18 protein-coding genes are annotated in these 17116 nt (G+C 53.3%); 8 read left to right on the top strand and 10 right to left on the bottom strand.

Annotated elements, in window-relative coordinates:
- Positions 1–27 precede the first annotated feature (27 nt).
- The 5 genes from JJB74_RS33865 (at position 28) to JJB74_RS01215 (ending at position 6249) form a co-directional block, all read left to right on the top strand.
- Positions 28–2169, top strand: a complete 2142-nt coding sequence (locus JJB74_RS33865; RefSeq protein ID WP_200589896.1) for a GNAT family N-acetyltransferase — start codon at positions 28–30, stop codon at positions 2167–2169.
- Between the two features lie 21 nt (positions 2170–2190).
- Positions 2191–3483, top strand: a complete 1293-nt coding sequence (locus JJB74_RS01230; protein WP_200589893.1) for a hypothetical protein — start codon at positions 2191–2193, stop codon at positions 3481–3483.
- Positions 3484–3584: 101 nt separating this feature from the next.
- Positions 3585–4067 (top strand): type III secretion system chaperone family protein, encoded by a 483-nt coding sequence (locus JJB74_RS01225; RefSeq protein ID WP_200589890.1) that lies wholly within the window; start codon positions 3585–3587, stop codon positions 4065–4067.
- Between the two features lie 12 nt (positions 4068–4079).
- Entirely contained in the window at positions 4080–4580 is a 501-nt protein-coding gene (locus tag JJB74_RS01220; RefSeq protein WP_200589887.1) for a CesT family type III secretion system chaperone, read from the top strand.
- A gap of 1045 nt (positions 4581–5625) precedes the next feature.
- Positions 5626–6249 carry an RNA polymerase sigma factor gene (locus JJB74_RS01215; protein WP_200589884.1) on the top strand — a complete coding sequence of 208 codons (624 nt, stop codon included), beginning with the start codon at positions 5626–5628 and terminating at the stop codon, positions 6247–6249.
- Positions 6250–6419: 170 nt separating this feature from the next.
- Here the strand turns inward: JJB74_RS01215 and JJB74_RS01210 are convergent, their stop codons facing one another.
- From JJB74_RS01210 to JJB74_RS01165, 10 genes are read right to left on the bottom strand one after another with little or no spacing between them, the layout of a single operon-like run.
- Entirely contained in the window at positions 6420–7079 is a 660-nt protein-coding gene (locus JJB74_RS01210; protein WP_200589881.1) for an HrpE/YscL family type III secretion apparatus protein, read from the bottom strand.
- Positions 7031–7708, bottom strand: a complete 678-nt coding sequence (locus tag JJB74_RS01205) for a SctK family type III secretion system sorting platform protein (protein WP_200589877.1) — start codon at positions 7706–7708, stop codon at positions 7031–7033. The genes JJB74_RS01210 and JJB74_RS01205 overlap by 49 nt, the downstream gene beginning before the upstream one ends.
- A complete protein-coding gene (gene sctJ / locus JJB74_RS01200; RefSeq protein WP_267913119.1) occupies positions 7708–8550 on the bottom strand; it encodes a type III secretion system inner membrane ring lipoprotein SctJ in 843 nt (280 codons plus the stop codon). Before sctJ ends, JJB74_RS01205 begins: the two co-directional genes overlap by 1 nt.
- Positions 8547–8963: an EscI/YscI/HrpB family type III secretion system inner rod protein gene (locus JJB74_RS01195; RefSeq protein WP_200589871.1), complete on the bottom strand. Its 417-nt coding sequence runs from the start codon at positions 8961–8963 to the stop codon at positions 8547–8549. Before JJB74_RS01195 ends, sctJ begins: the two co-directional genes overlap by 4 nt.
- An 11-nt stretch (positions 8964–8974) precedes the next feature.
- The gene (locus JJB74_RS01190) at positions 8975–9454 is read right to left on the bottom strand and encodes a hypothetical protein (protein WP_200589868.1); all 480 of its coding nucleotides are present in this window, start codon (positions 9452–9454) and stop codon (positions 8975–8977) included.
- On the bottom strand, positions 9435–9941 hold the full coding sequence (locus JJB74_RS01185; RefSeq protein WP_200589865.1) for a hypothetical protein: 507 nt from the start codon (positions 9939–9941) through the stop codon (positions 9435–9437). The genes JJB74_RS01190 and JJB74_RS01185 overlap by 20 nt, the downstream gene beginning before the upstream one ends.
- An 11-nt stretch (positions 9942–9952) precedes the next feature.
- Positions 9953–11236: a hypothetical protein gene (locus tag JJB74_RS01180; protein ID WP_200589862.1), complete on the bottom strand. Its 1284-nt coding sequence runs from the start codon at positions 11234–11236 to the stop codon at positions 9953–9955.
- Between the two features lie 35 nt (positions 11237–11271).
- Positions 11272–12711 (bottom strand): type III secretion system translocon subunit SctE, encoded by a 1440-nt coding sequence (sctE, locus tag JJB74_RS01175; RefSeq protein ID WP_200589860.1) that lies wholly within the window; start codon positions 12709–12711, stop codon positions 11272–11274.
- Positions 12712–12745: 34 nt separating this feature from the next.
- On the bottom strand, positions 12746–13255 hold the full coding sequence (locus JJB74_RS01170) for a hypothetical protein (protein ID WP_200589857.1): 510 nt from the start codon (positions 13253–13255) through the stop codon (positions 12746–12748).
- A gap of 54 nt (positions 13256–13309) precedes the next feature.
- Positions 13310–13858 (bottom strand): hypothetical protein, encoded by a 549-nt coding sequence (locus JJB74_RS01165; protein ID WP_200589854.1) that lies wholly within the window; start codon positions 13856–13858, stop codon positions 13310–13312.
- A 385-nt stretch (positions 13859–14243) separates the two neighbouring features.
- Between JJB74_RS01165 and sctX the strand changes: the two genes are divergently transcribed.
- From sctX to sctV, 3 genes are read left to right on the top strand one after another with little or no spacing between them, the layout of a single operon-like run.
- Positions 14244–14633: a type III secretion apparatus assembly protein SctX gene (gene sctX, locus JJB74_RS01160; protein ID WP_200589852.1), complete on the top strand. Its 390-nt coding sequence runs from the start codon at positions 14244–14246 to the stop codon at positions 14631–14633.
- The gene (gene sctY, locus JJB74_RS01155; protein ID WP_200589849.1) at positions 14630–15001 is read left to right on the top strand and encodes a type III secretion apparatus assembly chaperone SctY; all 372 of its coding nucleotides are present in this window, start codon (positions 14630–14632) and stop codon (positions 14999–15001) included. The genes sctX and sctY overlap by 4 nt, the downstream gene beginning before the upstream one ends.
- Positions 15002–15003: 2 nt before the next feature.
- The gene (sctV, locus tag JJB74_RS01150) at positions 15004–17109 is read left to right on the top strand and encodes a type III secretion system export apparatus subunit SctV (RefSeq protein ID WP_200589846.1); all 2106 of its coding nucleotides are present in this window, start codon (positions 15004–15006) and stop codon (positions 17107–17109) included.
- The last annotated feature ends 7 nt before the right edge of the window (positions 17110–17116 follow it).

The following is a 17116-nucleotide window of genomic DNA, read 5'->3' as shown; positions in this document are numbered from 1 at the left end:
CCACCAAGCCGCCCGGCTCCCGCGTATGTGATCGCAGATGCCAAGGCGAACTCCAGAACCAAAGGACAAGTTTCCGGCGGAAATGAATCGTCCTTAAAGCGTTCAAGACTCGCTCCGCTTACGGCAGCGGCATGGGCTGATGCGATTGTCAATTTCTGGCGCAGTGCTGATGCAAGCAGCATGATCGATCGGTCACAAACGCTGGACATCTTCGACCTTTGGCCTGGATGCGGTGAAACAGCCTGGCTTCTAATGAATGCTTTGCATCGAAGATTGCAGGTATTCCCCGAGCTTGCGCAGCGCTTGCGCTATCTCGTTGTTGCGCCGAACAGGGACACGCTGAACGCAATTCGGGCGCAGAAAGAATTCCAGTTATGGATCGCGAATGAGTCGCTTGTGCCGGTATTGTGGGACCCTGACCGTGGCGAGCCATGTCTGCTGACTCCGCGCAAGCGCTTTGCGTGGGAGGCTACCAACCCAGTGGTTGTATTGGCCAATGACGTCTGGGCACGGCTCGATCAGCGCTTGCTCGCCGTTCACTATGGCGCGTTGCTGGAGGCGGATATCGGTGCGCTTGCCAATAAGCAGAGCGATGAGGAGGAGGCAAAGCTGTGGTTTCCAGCAAGGGAACAAGGTTTGCCCGCAGGCTTGTCCCCGCTGTTGCGCGAATGTCTGCTCCGTTTCAACAGTGTGCCGCTGCCGCTGCCGATTGGTGCAATAGAAATGGCTACGCGCGTCACGGGCCTGAGCAAACGCGGCTATCTGATGTTGGCTTCTGCGGATGGTACTTTCACAGAACAACAAATGCGCCTGCAAACGTTCCCAAGCCTGGTCGAACGGCATAGAAAGGGCGAAGCCATGCCCGTCAATTTCTATTTGCTCGCGAAGTACTTTGAGCGTCTTGGCGCGGCAGCATGGCAGTCTGAGGCGGCGCCGGGGAAGGTGATTCAGGCGGTAGTGGGCACATTGCCACGGCCACACCGCATACTCGATCCAGTACAAGCATCGCTTTCGAACAAGAACTGCGGCGACGCCGCCGCATTGCTCAAGTTGGCGCGCACAGCTACAGGTTGGTCGCGCCCCCCAAGCGAGTCGATCCTTGCCCTGCTGCGTAGTACGGATTTCGATCCGGAAGTCTTCGTTGAGTGCACCGGCGCCATCATGGAAATACTGAAGCCTGATACAACGGTCGACCGCGCGCCATGGCGCGAAGCCTTGCAGCAGATATGGCAGCGTCATCTTCCCTTACCCGGTACCAGGCCACTGCATCGCATGCTGGCGCCGGCGCTTATGCGTGCGGGTTCCTGGGGCTACGCGCGATCGGTGCTGCAGCGTGGCCTGCAGATACACGGTAATGACGCGCTGGATTTCGCTCATTTGGCTTGGTGCGAGTTTCGTACCGGTCGCCTGGTTGAAGCAAGAAAGTGGATCCATCGCGCGCTTTCGATGCCAGAAAAGCATGCAACTGTGACGGAAGTCGCTGAAAAAATCGAAGACAAATTGCAGCGCTTGCATGGCGGTTGGTTGCAGACTGTTCCCAGCTCGCGCATGCCTGTGATTTGCCTGGAGCCTCTGGATATGCTTCACGCGGAGGCGCTGCATCAGCAGTATCGCGACCCGCAGATCGCGATCATGACCGGGTTGCCCGCACTTACGACACTGGACGCGACGCGCGAATGGGTAAACGGCCATAGCACCGATTCAGGTCGACGTGCCTATGCGGTCATGCATGTCGATCACGGTTTCCTTGGTTATGCATGCATGGCGGTATCCGGCACGATTGCTTATTTCTGTTTCTGGATCGGCGCTGATTATCAGGGGCTCGGATTTGCCGCAGAGATTGCACGACTGACTTGCGAGCTTGGTATACGCCAGGGCATGACGCATATCTATACCTCTGCCTATGCCGACAATGCGCGCTCGCTACGCTCGCTCGAGCGCAGCGGCTTTACTCGCCTGCCGATACGAGCTCTTCCACCCGACCACGATCGCATCTTCCTGTTCCTGCAGGGTGCTGGTGCGCCCGTCCTCGATCCAGAAGCCGATCTTATTGCGTACTACCGCGATGAAAAGCTTCCACTCAAATTTCCCGATCGCATAGCTGTCGTAGGTCGTGCTCATAGCGGTTGTCACGAGCACGCGCAGCAAAATGATGCTGCAAGAGCTTAACGACGCAAAGCGGAGAACAACATGTCCACTTTGATTTCCTCTTACACCCCCACATCTTCACGCAACGACGACGTGGAAGCCGACGAGCAACGTCGCCGGGAACGAGAATTGCGCATGCGGAAGAAGGCGGATCGCCAGACCATGGAAAGCTATCTGGAGCTGCGCAAGCAGGAACTGGCATCGCCATTGCATGAAAGTGTGGAGACTTCCCAGGGTCTGTTGCTTGCGCTGCTGCGTAATGAGGCTGACGAGGAGCAGGAAGATGCAGTGCGGTACGGCGCATCATTGCTCCCACGGCAGACGCCGGTGACGAAGGGCGATGTTCGTGCTACGCCGCCTGCATCCGAAAAGCAGAGTGCAGCTTTGCGTGAGAGGACGTATGCCCCATTAAGCCGTCCAGCGACGATTAGCGTTCCGAGCGATGCTACCCGCCGTGCACCAATGCTCCCTGCCACGTCGACGAACGACGCCAGCTCCAAAGAGCAAGCGGCGCCATCGCAAGCTGTGCCTCACGCTGCAGGGATACCTTCGGTAGAGCGCTTTGCCTCCTTAGCCGATGGGTGGGACCGCATGCTTGATGACCTTCAGCTAGATGTAGCGGGAGGCTTGGTAAGTCCCGAAAAAATGCTTGGGATGCTAAGAAGTCTCCAACCACTAGCCAAGAGCATCGGTAGTAGCGCGATCGACCCGACTGATGCGAGAAGAATCGCTGGTGCATGCCATTTCCTTTCCGCATTCGTCGATAGTATGAGTTGCGATACATCCGAGCGTATTGGCTTGATGCGGGCATTGAACGACAGTCGGCAGTTGATTGATGGTCCGCACCAGCGCACCGCCTCCGACATGGGCGGTTTTGACAGGTTGCACCCGGAAACCGGAACGGAAGCAGAATCCGCAAACGATAGAAAGACCTTGTACGCCTATCTCGAAATATTGAAATCTATGGCAAGTCCCGTGAACAGCGATGCCAATGTGAGCAAGCTTGTTGCGCGACTCGCCGATATGCAGACATCAAAACCGTCAGCCGCAATGAGGCGGCTTGCCGAACAGGGCGATTCATCGATATCGCTCTATGCTGATCAGATATTCCGCCAGTTGCAAGAGCTTGATGCAAAAGGAAAAAGTGTCCGTTCACCCCGTTTGCGTATGGTTCTGGGGACATGGCTGGAAGACGAGCGCAAGAATATGCTTGCGGCGATACGGCATGCCGAAGATATCGGCGCCTATATCAGCGCGAGACGCTCGCGTGATGAAGCCCACGAATTGGAGCGGCGTGCCGAGACAATGCCGCTGACCATCCTGCAGAAGGCTTAAGACCTTCAGTGCGGCTGCGGGAACCGTTTCCGTTGACATGGCACTTATGACCACTGTCGTTACCAACCTATGCCAAAACTACATCCAGCGAGGAATATACCGTGACGCAGTCCTATCACTGGCGACGCAAATTTATCGAAGTCGTGGAAGAGGTATTCCGCGACCTTGGCTTCGAACCACCGCCGATGACCCACGATCCGGATACGCCGCTGGTCATGGATCTTGAGTTAGAAGGCATCACCTTCGAGGTGTTGCATCATCCGAAACAGCATGCTGACCACTGCCTGGTCGAGGTTAATTATGGCGAGCTTACGGAAGATATTGCACCGGACGTACTAATGCGCCTGCTCTCAGAAAACCTGGGGATGGCACGCAGCTTCGGTGATCGCTATGCAGCCAACGTGAAGTCCAACAGCATTTTGTATTGCTACGCCGTCCCTCTGGAAGGCGCTCACGGCTCAGAGCTGCTTGCCAGCATGCGTACCGCGGCCGCCCGCTCCAAGGAGTGGCAAAGCGAGTTGGCTTCGATAGTGCCGCGAATGTCGACTTCTGCGGCTTCCGGTCTCCATTCAACACTGGCATGAGGGTTCATTCGGATGAACAGTGGAACGAAGGTGGCGTCGAACTCCTACAGGAAAGCCTTCCTGCAATTAGTTGTGGATATCTGTACCGAGCTGGAAGTGCCTAAGTGCGACAGCGATCTGAAGAACGATGAAACGCTGATCATGGAAATGGGCCTCGAGGGCATAGGCTTCTCGGTCATCCATTCATTGACCAACCGGCCGGACTATATTTTGATCGAAGCAAATCTCGGCGGTTTGCCGCAGGAGCGACGTACCGCCGTTTTGTATCGAATGTTGCATCTGAACCGCGAGCTTGCGGAGGCAGGGAATGCGGCATTCACGCTCGATACAGGAAGCGGCAACGTGATTTATACCCATGCTGCAAAGCTGGCAGAGAGCACTGGCAAGGAGCTGCTCGGAGCGATGACCGACATTACTTGGCGCGGTGAGCACTGGAAGAAAACTTGGTTCTTGGACGATTCAAAAGCTGATGGCGGCACGCTGTCGGACCAGCGGTGGATATCGCTTGCGTAATGAAATGGTATAGGAATCGCAATTATGGACATGAGTCCAAGTAGCACTTTAACGAGTACAAATTCTCGTACCGGTACCGTAACAAATACGCATCGCAAGGAAGCCAAGAAGCAAAGTAGTACCAAAGAAAAGGAAATCTAAAGCTAAGAGAATCGGAACGTTAAGAAACAACTCATGGCTTCAGGTAACTAACGGAAGCAGCTTAGATCGCACATTAGAGCCTACACAAAGACCATCAATTCATTCAGGAACGCCGGTAGTATTCATGATTCAGATGAAGAAGTAGAGATGTCCAACGAACGCAAGCTCGGTAAATAGGATTGCACAAACTGTACACATTGATTGAGCTTGTTGAATTCAACGCTGAGTAAGCATAGGTGTTGCGGGCAAACTGTCTTTATGCCCTCAATCTGCTTCGATCAAATTCACCACTTCCAGCTATGCGCTGCTGAGTAGTTTTATTCAGCAGGGCACAACGTGTGCTCATGCATGTTGAATCCAGGATGTGGCGCACGCCAGAATTTAGAGAAGATTTCTTGACTGCTCCCCCGCGTAAGTAGATCTGCTGAGGTCGTAAAACGCTTCAAAACTAATCAGCGCATTTGTTAGTGCAACCTAATTTTTCTGTGGCTGTAACTAACAGTAGTTAATGATTCGTGAAAGTCAATCCCATTAATTGGGGAGTTTTCAAGATCATGAACGTTGCGCGCTTCCTGCTTTCTTGCCTCTCTCGCATCCTGCTTCTCTTCCGGCGCGACATGGATGTATTTAGACGTGCTTCCTGTTATGCGCGCCGTCCGCACAGCTTACATCACTCATTCGACAAACAAGGCGGTGCATTAATTATCGCCTGGCAGCAAAGTCGGTCTCCCAATCGCCCACTTTCACGGGCTGCACGCCGCGCAGCGTATCCCGGTATCGCATCACTCCGCCATAGACACCGAGTGGCTACGGGTTGACTCGTATTACACCCACTACGCGGAAATTCATGAGGCGTCGCGTCCTCGCTCAAAAACGATTCGATCAAGCTTCCAAGGAGCTTCCCATGGCCGTAACCGCTGAAACTCTACCCGCCTTGGCAGATGCTGATGTCGGCTGTTCTGTTGCGCAATCCGAACTTCATTCCCAAGGTCTGCCGGATCTCGCTGATCGCGAGCGACTTTTTCGACAATTGGTGTCGCAGCACCACGCAAGGTTATATCGTTTCGTCACCAAGTACATTGACCATCCGGATGACGCGGCCGATATTGCGCAACAGGCATTCGCCGAAGCGTCGCGCACCATTGCAACTTTCCGTGGCGAATCAAAGCTATCCACTTGGCTGTTCGGGATTGCGATGAATATGGTCCGCAATTACCTCAGTCGGGCTCCTCACCGCATTTATAAATTCGAGACTGAGGATAGCCTCACCACCTTGGTATCACCAGGTATTGAGCCGAGCGAACACTTGAATCAAAGAGAAATGCTCAAACTTGTTTTCGACGCGCTATCTGAACTGCCTGATGAAATGAGCGAAGTACTCAGCATGGTTGCCGTGGATGAGATTTCCTATCAAGAAGTAGCGAATCGCCTTGGTATACCGCTCGGCACTGTTAGGAGCAGGGTCTCACGTGCCCGTGCCGGCCTGCGTTCTCAGCTCGCGAAAGCGGGTGTTGGCTTAGCTTTTTGAAGTGGGTTATAGCATGGCCTGCGGGCGCCGGCTCTCGCAGGCGAAGCAAAGCGGCGAGTAATCCCATAAGACCGCTTTGACGCGCTCCTTCATCGTGGCGCCCTCCTGGCACTTATAATTTTCCACTGGCCTCTGCGTTGAGGTTGGCTGTCCATATTGTTGTGATCGACCTAAACGAGTTCTGTATCTTCTTTACCTTCGTCGCCGGACCCGATTCGGCCAAAAATGCTGGTGAGAGATTGATGCAAAGCGCGTAGTTGCGAGGTAATACTAGCCTGTACGACCCCAATTTCGGTTTCGACGATGCACGAGTCCGTAGCGAGATCACCTTGGGGAACGACTTCAATATGTGCCACCATTGGGTAGAGCTCTTGTATGCGAATAAGCTCGTCCTGCAATTGCGAGACGACTTCCGGGTTCACCTTTAGCAATATCTGCTTCTGATTGCGAACCTCAGCCACCGCGAGCCTCACTACGGCCAACACCTTATCCTTATCGCTGAAGTCGTTAATGATTCTACATATCGCGCTCATGACGATTCCTGAGAGCTGCCGTTCGACGCTGTTCAGATAGGCTACTTTCTGATGAATCGATGTCATCATCTCGCGTGATTGTTCAGCCCGCGCGGCTTCAAGTCCAGCTTCGTATCCCCGCTCCCGGGCACGGACATAGGCCGCTTCCCCTTCGCGTATCAAATCTTCCTGTTTACATAGACTTTCTTCCAGAATTTCTGATGCGTGTCGGTATGCCCAGAAGTCTTCAGCCTTAATGATTTTGTCCCTTATCTCGGGGAGGGGGCTGTCCTGAATGCTGCGAAAGAGGAATGCCATCTTGGCTCCAGTACGTGAAGTAATGCGAATATCAGTTGCTGAGCCAGCTTTTTGTCGACCGACGATTGAGGAATACCTGCAGGAAGCTTCAGTCGGCCGCGGGCCAACATGGGCGCAGGGGCTGGCGACAATGCTGTATCGAACCACGAATAAGCATGGGTTAGCGCTTCATCTGCCTCTACATCCGTCTCGGCTAGATTGAAGTCGGGAAGGAGCCGTGTACCGTGCAGTGCGAACTTGTAGCCTTCCGATCCCAAAAGCCGTTTCCACAGACTAAGCTTGTTTTGTGCAATGCAGCGCGTGATCTGCGAACTGTATAGCGTTGCCGCGACATGACGTACGAGGCGAATGAGTTGAGCCGTATCCAGTAACAGCAGCGCCCATTCTTCGTGTGCGAGATCGAAGCAAGCGTCGCCTTGTTGCCCAAGAGTCGCAAGAATATGTACGGATAGCGCTGGCCGTGCGCGTCTCTTGTTCCAAACATCATCGCTTGCCAAAATACCGGTGAATTGCTCGCGCTTGGTTGGATGAAGATATTCAGCCGGTTGGTAGTTGAAATGGTGTAGGCGTGCGGCCCATACACTTGATTTGCGCAGAAGTGCTGCGAAATCCGTTCCTACCTCTTCCATTAGCCTTCACCGCTAGTGTGTCGCCTCTTTCGAGAGGGTAACAGTGGCCAATTCAATTTCATACCCGAACCCCATAGCTTCCAAGCAAGGAGACCAACCACCCCAATGGCAGACAGCAGGAGTACCAGCATCCCGGTTAGTAAGCCTCTCAATGAAGCAGCGCTCGCTGAGGAAAGCTCAATGCCCCAAACAGTAGCGGCTGTGCCCGAAGCGTGTCCGAGTTCAGCGTTGCGCTTGATTGGCGTAGCTGGAACCATGACCACGCTGACCTTTTCCGCAGTTAGGCCTGGAATACTATTCGACACTAAGCGCTTAATTTGCGGAATGATTTCATCGAGTGCAAGCTGGCGCCGGTGTTTAATGAACACTGCTGCTGACGAAGGCATCGCTGGATCGCTGCCTGTGCTGCGTTCGGGGAGCACGACATGCACACGTGCCTTGAGCACGCCGTCGATCTGGGAAATCGTTGAGGACAATTCCTGCGAAAGTGCCCATAGATAGCGCGCTCTTTCTTCCAATGGCGAAGATATCAGGCCTTCCTTGCGGAAAACCTCGCCCATCTTCGCAAAGCGCTCTCTCGGCAGGCCTTCGAAGTGCAACAGGGAGATTGCCTTACTAATTTGCGCCTGGTCGATATTAACGCTGACCATGCCTTCCTTACCTGGAGCCTTACGCGCATCAATACCAGCGTCCACGAGTACCCCGACCACATCATTGGCTTCGTCTTCGGTGATATCGGTCAGCAGCTCCACCGATCCACCGCATGCCGAGAGGACCAGTAGGAGTGTCGGCGCAAACCGCCTGAGCCGGCTGGCCCATTGTTGCGATGTCCGGGAAGTCATTGGGTTCGCGTTATCTGGTCCACTTGCTGGGGTGCCTTGGTAATCGCCTTTGTTGTCACATCAGCCTGAATCGACACTTGTGTCAGCTCGATTTGAAAACGGATGGCGTTCGCGAGGTTCATTGAATCGCTTGCACCTACATTCAACGCATCAATTGCTTCCTTCGTTTTTGCCTTGTACGCTTCGCCAAGCGATTGAAGACCGTTCAAGATTCGATCTCCCATCGTGTTGCCGTTCGCTTTTGCTATGGATGGCATTTCTTCGGATGAGACTGCCTGGCTCTCTGGTTGCGATAAGGATTCGGTCAGCCAACCGGCGGCGCGTGCGCCGTCACCGTCCAATGTTGCGGGTTCGTGTACCCCAATATCTTGGCTAATCGAAGTTAATCGAACTTCAGTTTGATTGATGGGCATAGTCTTCCTCTTCAAGTAAATTCGAGGGCGATACCGTGAACGCTTTGCAGGGCGGTGCCGGAGCACAGCGCAAGTAATGAAGCATGATTCTTTAATAAGCCTTGCGCTATGCGAAATTCCGGAGAATCGTCTTGCTTCTCCAGATTTTCCGTTCTTGAGACTAACTGACTTAGCAAACGCGCTGCCTCATAGTTCCTGTTTGCTGCAAAGAGGGCCATACCAAGTATTGCATGAAGATCGGGCCGGCCTTCAAATCCATTTGCGATGGCCTTCTGCAGTATCGCCACCGCCTCTGAAGCCTTGCCCGCTTCGATGTAATACATAGCGAGACCAATCAATGGTGCAGACAGGTCTGGCCGCAGCGTGTGCATTTCGGAGAATATGCGTGGCGCTTGCAGATGGCGATATGCTGCAGCCAGAAATCCCACCTCGACCAGGAGCCGCATTTCTTCAGGACTCAAAATCGTTGCATCATTTTTCTTGTCCTGCATCCTGACCTCCTCCTTGCGCAAATTGCAGCCAGGCTTGAGCTCGCGCCAAAGAACGATCATCAAGATCGGGCCTGGCATCACGAATCAGCCCCTGCAAGAGATAAGCCGCCTCGGCCGTTCGGTGCAGTCGCAACAGACACTCCGTAGCATGCAGAATGGGTTTGACGTACCGTTGCGAAAGCGTGCCGGCAAACATTAGGACTGCAAAAGCTGCTTCATATTTCGCTGCCATTTTGAGGGACATGCCCAAGGCAAATACATATTCCTCATGCGTGGGCCTGAGCGCACAGGCGAAATAAAAAAGCGTTTCAGCTTGCTCGTAAAGCGCTCGCTGGTATGCTCTTACGCCTGCAGCGTAGATTATCCGAATGTCCTCGTCCTGAAAGTCCAAATCAGCGTGCTTGCTCTTTGTTAAACGGGTGCTTGGCCCCGTCGGATCTGCGATGCGATCGCACGAAGGCGGATTCATTTTCATATCTTCCGACATTCGATTTGTCCTCAAGCTGTGTTACGAGCCGCGAATTTCTGTGATTCGGCTTGGTTGGAAAAGACCTGTTGGGTATTGTTCAAAACAGCACTGAACAACTGGCTCCACGATTCCGATCGCGAGCTATCGAGCGATCGATACTGCGTCTCCCATTGCTGCTCAGTTTCAATTCTCTCTTTCTCCTTCCCGTATGTTTGCGCGTCCTTAGTAAGCGGTGCAGCCGCAAGGGCACCCGCTGACTGCCCGATTGCATTCAGAACACCGCACATCGAGATCAAGTGGTTATTAGATTTCATTGTGTGTTCTATATCCCTGAGCTCTTCCGAAATGCTTTTCTCAGCTTCATTCTTGATGCCTGTAGTGGCTTTTCTTGCGGTGCTCAGATCGTCAGCAACGGTTTTTACCTCCTCAGACATTTGCTGTCGCTGAGTTGCCGCAGAGGTGTTCGTATTCGCGCGCGAGAGATCTTGATCTACGAATTTCTGCAGGTCTTTAGTAACCTGTTCGCCTTTCTCGAGTTTGGAAGAAAGCTGGTCCGTACTCTTTCCCAGTTGTTCTGATTCCTTCATCAGCTTATTTTGCTTGACTGCGAGCTTAGAGCCTCTAAGGAGGAAAATTGCTTGAAGAAAAACTTGGACAAAAGCCGCGCATATTGCAATACCATTTTGAGTGTCCGTTGCACCCTTCTGGGCATTTATTTGATCTTCGATCTTTTTCAGCATCTTCTCGAGTTTCTCCGCAGAGCGATCGAGGCTTTGAAGGAGGCTGTCCAGATTGCCTTTCTTCTCAATCGCGAATAGGTCAAGAAACAGCATCATGAGCGTCGATAGGGCGGCCATGTAATTGCCCTGGTCGACTTGCTGCATTGCAGAGTCGATGCCGGACTCAAACTTTTTTCCTATCGATGTATCTTCCGCTGTAACAACAGGGCCACCTTGGGCTTTCGGTGCACCTACAACGCCGTCCGTCGTTTCGAATGACGTCTTGGTTTCGGTGGTCTCACCGCTTTGATCGGTTGTGGACTCGTTCTCTGTAGCGCTACGGTTTTCGCTGCATAAGGCGCTGAGCTTTTGAAGACACGTCTGTAATGCAACGGTGTCCACTTTCGGATCATCCACCACCAGATCGTTCCAATCACTGCTTGGCGTTGCCTTGTCGTTGTACAACGGTGGAATGTAAACCGTATCCACGGTGATTTCTTTTTTTCCGTTTTTGGCGACAATCGAGTTAGCTTGTGATGTGTTCAATGATGTGCTGGTATCTTGAATCTGCGGCGTTTTGGCAAGTGTAGTCATCGTTTCCTCCGTTATTCAAATCATGGTGGGTGAATTCAGGCAGTTGCGGCCAAGTTCGTTGCCGCTGTCTTCGCGGATGCATTTTGCTGTGTAGCGATGTCGGCAACGGTCTTCGCAAGCTTCGACATTGTGTCACTCAATTGTTGGATGTTAGAAGAGTCGACAGGATTGCGGCTATTGAGGATATCCATGCTTCCTTGGGTCTCTTGCATATTCTTTTGATCGACGCCGAGCGCATATTGCAATGTACCGAGGTCTAGCGTCATTCCGGCTTGATTCCCATTGATGATGCCTTCGCTTATCTTGTTAATGCTTTCTGCCGCATGTGCCACGCTCTCTGCATTTGCCACCCAGCGCTCGGTGCCGAGCGGCACGAGGCGGCTTTCGATTGCAGTCACGATGCGTTGCCCCGTACCCTTAACACCCAACTCCGCCACTGTGCTAACGGCGGATTTTCCTGCAGATGTAATCTTGGAAAACAAGCCGCTCAGCTTTTCTGGCAGGGTTTTCAGCATCGCAATTCCACCGGCCGCCTGGAAGGCGGCGACAACGCCGAGGACCAAAGGAAGGACCGTCATCACCCAGTTGAGAACTTTAGCGCCATCCTTCTTTGCATTATCGAAGTCATGGCGTGACATCTTTATCGCTCCGGGCTTGGGTTCCCCTCGTCCAGGCTCGTCTGTAATTACGATCGAACCATTTCTCACTTCGGCGTCAAAGCACATCTCGACGAGGATATCGATACTCATGCCCTCCAGCGCGACTTCTTCACCCTTTTCATTGAGGCGTTTGGGACAGCCGCCCTTTTTGATTTCCTCTTTTATCGCTAAGTCCGCAGCGCTTAAACCAGTAGAGGCTAGCCCAAAAAGAAGTCCTGTACCCAGAGCTAGACCTTGCAAAAGGCCAACCGCTGGCCCAAGGATCGGGCAGATGATCGAAATAAGGATCCCCAAGCCACCGCAAACTACCATCGCGATTTGTCCCGGTGTCATTTTTTCTTGTTGCTCCTCGATTTTCCGTTGATCCTCCGCTATCTTGTTGGTCTGCGTCACCCGCTTATCTTGCAAGGCAGTTAGCTCTTTCTTTCTTTGATCGAGAGAGTCGATCAAGGAAGCGTCGCTAAGAGTGTTCGACACTTGCAACAACACGACAATTGATGTGGTGACAATGGCTGCTGTATCTGCGCTTGGTTTAAAAATGACGGTATTCCGCGTTGGCAGCTCCGGCAAGGAAAACGTCATGCCGTTTGTCATCAGCGCGCTTCCCGAGCCTGCACTGGCAGCCGGTAGTGGAATGTTGTTATCGACCGTAAGCAATATAGCGGGGGAGTCCGATGAGCTTTTCGGGGTCCGCACGCTTTGTGCTGTTCTGTCTGGGTGCGCATTCGAAGTCGAATACTCTGCCAAGCGCAATTCATCCGCTGGTGAAGTAAAAGTGTGATCGTGAATGGATCGGCGGTCAGTCGTGGTGTGCATGCGGTATCTCCTTTATCGGATACGATTTGGTACTTTATTCTTTCAAGTCACAGGTATTTGTGGCGCTCACAATCAAATCGATCAATCCCCTTGCCCGCGTCGCCCATGCGGGTTGCTCGGATAAGGTATCGGCGAGCCCAACTGCATTGCGATAATTTTCCAGAGCTTCTTCGCGATTACCCAATTGCATTTGGCAATCGCCGAGATGTAGGGCTGGCAGCGGGTTCGCGGGTTCCAGCGAGCTGCACATCGCATATGCGTGGCACGCCGCTTCGAAAGCCGACTGTGCCTGCAGGCAGGCGCCCAGCGCAAACGCATAGCCCGCATTGAACATGTCTTGCATTGCCAGAGCAATAAAGATGCAGGTTGCCTCTGCGAACTTCCGCTGCTGATAGAGTTTCAGGCCAACGTCATAGAGCGATTCCAGCTGTTCCTTCGTTGTGCTAACTTCGCTAGGCCAATCCGGCTTTTCAGCGGAAACGTCTGGGTGAGCATCTTGGGGCGGCAACTGTTGGACTTGCGTAGCTGTCGGTTCGGAATGCATGTCTGCCTCTGATTTTGAGTGGGGACCTCAGCGTTCGGGAAGCGAGAACGACTTCTACATGCGGGATGCAAAACCGCCTGCGGTTTCTTTCATAGTTTTGATAATTGCCGATGCGTTGTCTGTCGGAACAGTTTCATTCTGTTTCGCTGTAGTGGCTCGAGAACTCAACTTGCTAACTTCGCTATTCACGAGTTGCTTCTTGTTTTCAATCATTCCCGACCAACTTTCGAGAAAATCCTTTGTCAGGCTATTCCCGACCAGCATTTCTACTTTCTCGTTGACCAATCGCTTCATCAATCCGTAGATATCCTTCAGTTCCTGCATCTTTTTGGGATCTTTACTTAAATCGATCTTGGTATTGTCCCCAAAACCGTTCTTCAGGTTGCCGACACGGGCCGCCAAGTCGTTAATGTCCTGAAGTTGCTCGTTCGATTCTTCGATGAGAATGGCGATCGGGCCACTCACTGCGAAAGCAATGGTCCTTGATATCTTCATCAGGAGTTCCGCGATGTCGTCGCCCGTTACGTTCCTGGATTTTTCATTCGACTGCGACGCATTGGCTTTTGTTATTGGTGGCAGTGTGTTGGATGAAACATTATTCATGGCTTACCTCTGGAAGAGTCGGTTCAAGACAAATGACCAGCCTAGATAACCGTTCGGCTGCGATGAAGTGAGGTCTCGTGCAGCAGTGGTATCTACGAGGGATTGTGTAACGACCTTCTCACTACAGTTCAGGAAGCGTCCAAAAAAACAGTTGAGAGTGCGTCCAGCTACCTGGGAACCGAGTTTTTTCCGGCGTTACCAAGCCCGGTAATCACAATATTGGCAATAGACAAATCTTGGCGTTATGCGAGGCGAGAGCTGAAGGACTCGCAGCGTGAGGTGAGCTAACTAAGAGAGGCTGTCGCAATCAACAGGCGGCAGTCCTGACCAAGGCGAAACTCGCTGATCGAACCGGCATTACGAACACTTTCCACGGCGGGAGCAAATGGCGATAGCAAAAGTTGGCGATAGCGTCTTCTTTCCGGGCATCGATCAGATCGTCAATGATTTTCACGCGGAGCAAGTCATACCAGCGCAGGCTGAGATCAATCCCGCGCAGGTGCCGGCATGCTCACTTCTTGATGAGCTATTCGCGCTCGATGACTTGCATGCCTCCATACTCAAATCGCTCCAACCCCAGGTGTTCGATCCGGTAATGCTCCTGCCTGCAGAATTTTCAGCCATCCTGCTTGCCATGCCCAGACGTCTGCAGGAGCTTGCTCAGGCATGGCCACACACAGCGCGCATCTGCGGTCAGGCGGCTTACATGCTGAACGAGGAGCTCCACCGGCGCGGGCAGGCCTGGGAATGCAATGCGGCACTCAGGCAAGTATGAGCTTCCTGCGCCATCCATCCGAAGCATTTTCCCGGCGGCAAAAGGATGTCCTGAAGCTGCTGGCTCACACCTATCTTCAGCATGGAAAACCTGATCGCGCGCTTGTCCTTCTTCATGCGCTGCACTCGCTTTCCCCGAATGACGCGCTCAATGAAAAATTACTTGCCTATGCTTATGTGCGCAGCCGCCGCCCGTATGAAGCAATGCTGCTGCTTGATTCTCTCATCGAGCGTGGTGATGCAAGTGCGGAGGTGCACCTGATGCGCGGCCAGGCTTATGCGCAGATGGGGCGGATGTCCGATGCCGCATGGGCAATGCGGCATTATGTCGAGGCACGCGGCGGTATTCAGCGGGCAGGGGAGGCGTAAGCATGGAAGCTGCGCTCGGAATGGTGCAGGGTATGCTGCTGCGGGTCACGAAGCGGAATGATCTCGTACTGGCCACGCTGATCGTCTGCATCATTTTCATGATGATCTTGCCGCTGCCGACATGGCTGATCGATGCGCTGATCGCGGTGAACATGTGCCTGGCGGCGATCTTGCTCATGGTCGCAATGTATCTGCCAAGTCCATTGGCATTTTCCTCGTTCCCGTCGGTGCTGCTGGTGACTACGCTTTTTCGTCTGGCAATCAGTATCGCCACCACGCGTTTGATACTTCTGCACGGCGATGCCGGGCACATCATCTATACCTTCGGCAATTTCGTCGTTGGCGGTAACCTGGTTGTCGGATTGGTGGTTTTTCTGATTCTCACCATCGTGCAATTCATCGTGATCACCAAGGGCGCTGAGCGGGTTGCCGAGGTTGGCGCGCGGTTCTCTCTCGATGCGATGCCTGGCAAGCAGATGTCTATTGATGGAGACATGCGCGCTGGCGTGATCGATATGGATGAAGCCCGGCGCCGTCGTGGGCTGATCGAAAAGGAAAGTCAGCTCTATGGCGCGATGGACGGCGCGATGAAGTTTGTGAAGGGTGACGCAATTGCTGGACTCATCATCGTTGCGGTCAATCTTTTGGGCGGTATCCTGATCGGCGTGGTTCAACGCGGCTTCACAGCGGCGCAAGCGACCAAGGTGTATTCAATCCTCACCATTGGCGACGGCTTGATCGCGCAGATACCGGCCCTGTTCATTTCCATCTGCGCCGGCATGATCGTGACGCGTGTTACCACCTCAGACGGCGGAAACTCCAACATCGGCTCAGACATTGGCACGCAATTACTTTCGCAGCCGAAGGCGTTTCTGATCGGTGCCGTCGTCATGATCGGCTTTGCGCTGATTCCTGGCATGCCGTCCGGGACGTTCATGCTGCTCGGATCAGTGGTAGGGCTTGTGGGCTATACCTTCTTCAAGGGCGAGCGCAAGGTGGTGGATGCCAAAACCGGGAAGGTAACAACAGTGTCTGCAGTCAGCGATGCAGCGCAAGCCAAGGGCGAAGGCAAGGAGGCGCAGGGCGACGGGTTCAAGCCTACGGTGCCGCTGATGGTTGATGTACATCCCGATCTGGAAAGAACGTTCTCCTATGACCGGTTAAACGATGAGCTGGTGAAGATACGACGGGCACTGTACTTCGATATGGGGGTCATTTTTCCAGGTATACAGCTGCGATTCAATGAGCAGATGCCGCCGCAAAATTACGCGTTGCTGGTCTCCGAGATCCCGGTCTCGCAAGGCAGGCTTCGTCCTGGTTATCTGCTTGTACGAGAGAGTCAGGACAATCTCACAGCCTTGTCCATTCCGTTCGAAGCGGATAAAAAGTTTTTGCCGAATCTGCCTACTATCTGGGTGTCCGCGGAGTTGAAGGAGCCCTTGGCGCGTGCCGGCATCGCCTTTCTGGAGCCAACCCAGGTATTGAGCTATCACATCGCGCTGGTGCTGAAGAAATATGCCGCCGAATTCCTGGGCATACAGGAAGCAAGGGTCATCGTCAGCGGTATGGAACAACAGTTTCCGGAGCTTGCCAAGGAAGTGCAACGTGTGCTGCCAATACACAAGATCGCCGAGATCCTGCAGCGTTTGGTCAGCGAGGAGATATCGGTACGCAATGTGCGTGCCGTGATGGAAGCGCTGATCGAGTGGGGGCAGAAGGAAAAGGATTCGGTGCTCCTGACCGAGTACGTCCGCGTGGCGCTGAAGCGGCATATTAGCCATAAGTACTCGAGCGGGCAAAACATGCTGGCCGCCTATCTGCTATCGCCGTCCGTGGAAGATCTGGTTCGTGGTGCGATTCGTCAGACTTCCGGCGGATCCTATCTGGCACTGGATCCTGGCATGTCGCGCAAGCTGCTTGACAAGATCAAGGCGACTGTCGGTGACCTCAGTCTGATACCGCATCGCCCGGTATTGCTAACGTCGATGGATATCAGGCGCTATCTGCGCAAGATGATCGAGCAGGAATTGTACGAGCTGCCGGTATTGTCGTATCAGGAGTTGATCCCTGAAATCAATATTCAACCGTTGGCACGTATAGAGCTATGAGCCGCTT

The sequence above is a fragment of the Noviherbaspirillum pedocola genome (genome assembly GCF_016632335.1).
GTDB classification, from domain to species: Bacteria; Pseudomonadota; Gammaproteobacteria; order Burkholderiales; family Burkholderiaceae_D; genus Noviherbaspirillum_A; species Noviherbaspirillum_A pedocola.
Note: the sequence above shows the minus strand (reverse complement) of the source record. Positions and strands in the feature narration are given on the sequence as shown.

Excerpts from the sequence above, each read along its gene's own strand:
- JJB74_RS01230 (WP_200589893.1), top strand. The coding sequence starts at position 2,191 with ATGTCCACTTTGATTTCCTCTTACACCCCCACATCTTCACGCAACGAC.
- JJB74_RS01220 (WP_200589887.1), top strand. The coding sequence starts at position 4,080 with ATGAACAGTGGAACGAAGGTGGCGTCGAACTCCTACAGGAAAGCCTTC.
- JJB74_RS01215 (WP_200589884.1), top strand. The coding sequence starts at position 5,626 with ATGGCCGTAACCGCTGAAACTCTACCCGCCTTGGCAGATGCTGATGTC.
- JJB74_RS01210 (WP_200589881.1), bottom strand. The coding sequence starts at position 7,079 with ATGGCATTCCTCTTTCGCAGCATTCAGGACAGCCCCCTCCCCGAGATA.
- JJB74_RS01205 (WP_200589877.1), bottom strand. The coding sequence starts at position 7,708 with ATGGAAGAGGTAGGAACGGATTTCGCAGCACTTCTGCGCAAATCAAGT.
- sctJ (WP_267913119.1), bottom strand. The coding sequence starts at position 8,550 with ATGACTTCCCGGACATCGCAACAATGGGCCAGCCGGCTCAGGCGGTTT.
- JJB74_RS01195 (WP_200589871.1), bottom strand. The coding sequence starts at position 8,963 with ATGCCCATCAATCAAACTGAAGTTCGATTAACTTCGATTAGCCAAGAT.
- JJB74_RS01190 (WP_200589868.1), bottom strand. The coding sequence starts at position 9,454 with ATGCAGGACAAGAAAAATGATGCAACGATTTTGAGTCCTGAAGAAATG.
- JJB74_RS01185 (WP_200589865.1), bottom strand. The coding sequence starts at position 9,941 with ATGTCGGAAGATATGAAAATGAATCCGCCTTCGTGCGATCGCATCGCA.
- JJB74_RS01180 (WP_200589862.1), bottom strand. The coding sequence starts at position 11,236 with ATGACTACACTTGCCAAAACGCCGCAGATTCAAGATACCAGCACATCA.
- sctE (WP_200589860.1), bottom strand. The coding sequence starts at position 12,711 with ATGCACACCACGACTGACCGCCGATCCATTCACGATCACACTTTTACT.
- JJB74_RS01170 (WP_200589857.1), bottom strand. The coding sequence starts at position 13,255 with ATGCATTCCGAACCGACAGCTACGCAAGTCCAACAGTTGCCGCCCCAA.
- JJB74_RS01165 (WP_200589854.1), bottom strand. The coding sequence starts at position 13,858 with ATGAATAATGTTTCATCCAACACACTGCCACCAATAACAAAAGCCAAT.
- sctX (WP_200589852.1), top strand. The coding sequence starts at position 14,244 with ATGGCGATAGCAAAAGTTGGCGATAGCGTCTTCTTTCCGGGCATCGAT.
- sctY (WP_200589849.1), top strand. The coding sequence starts at position 14,630 with ATGAGCTTCCTGCGCCATCCATCCGAAGCATTTTCCCGGCGGCAAAAG.
- sctV (WP_200589846.1), top strand. The coding sequence starts at position 15,004 with ATGGAAGCTGCGCTCGGAATGGTGCAGGGTATGCTGCTGCGGGTCACG.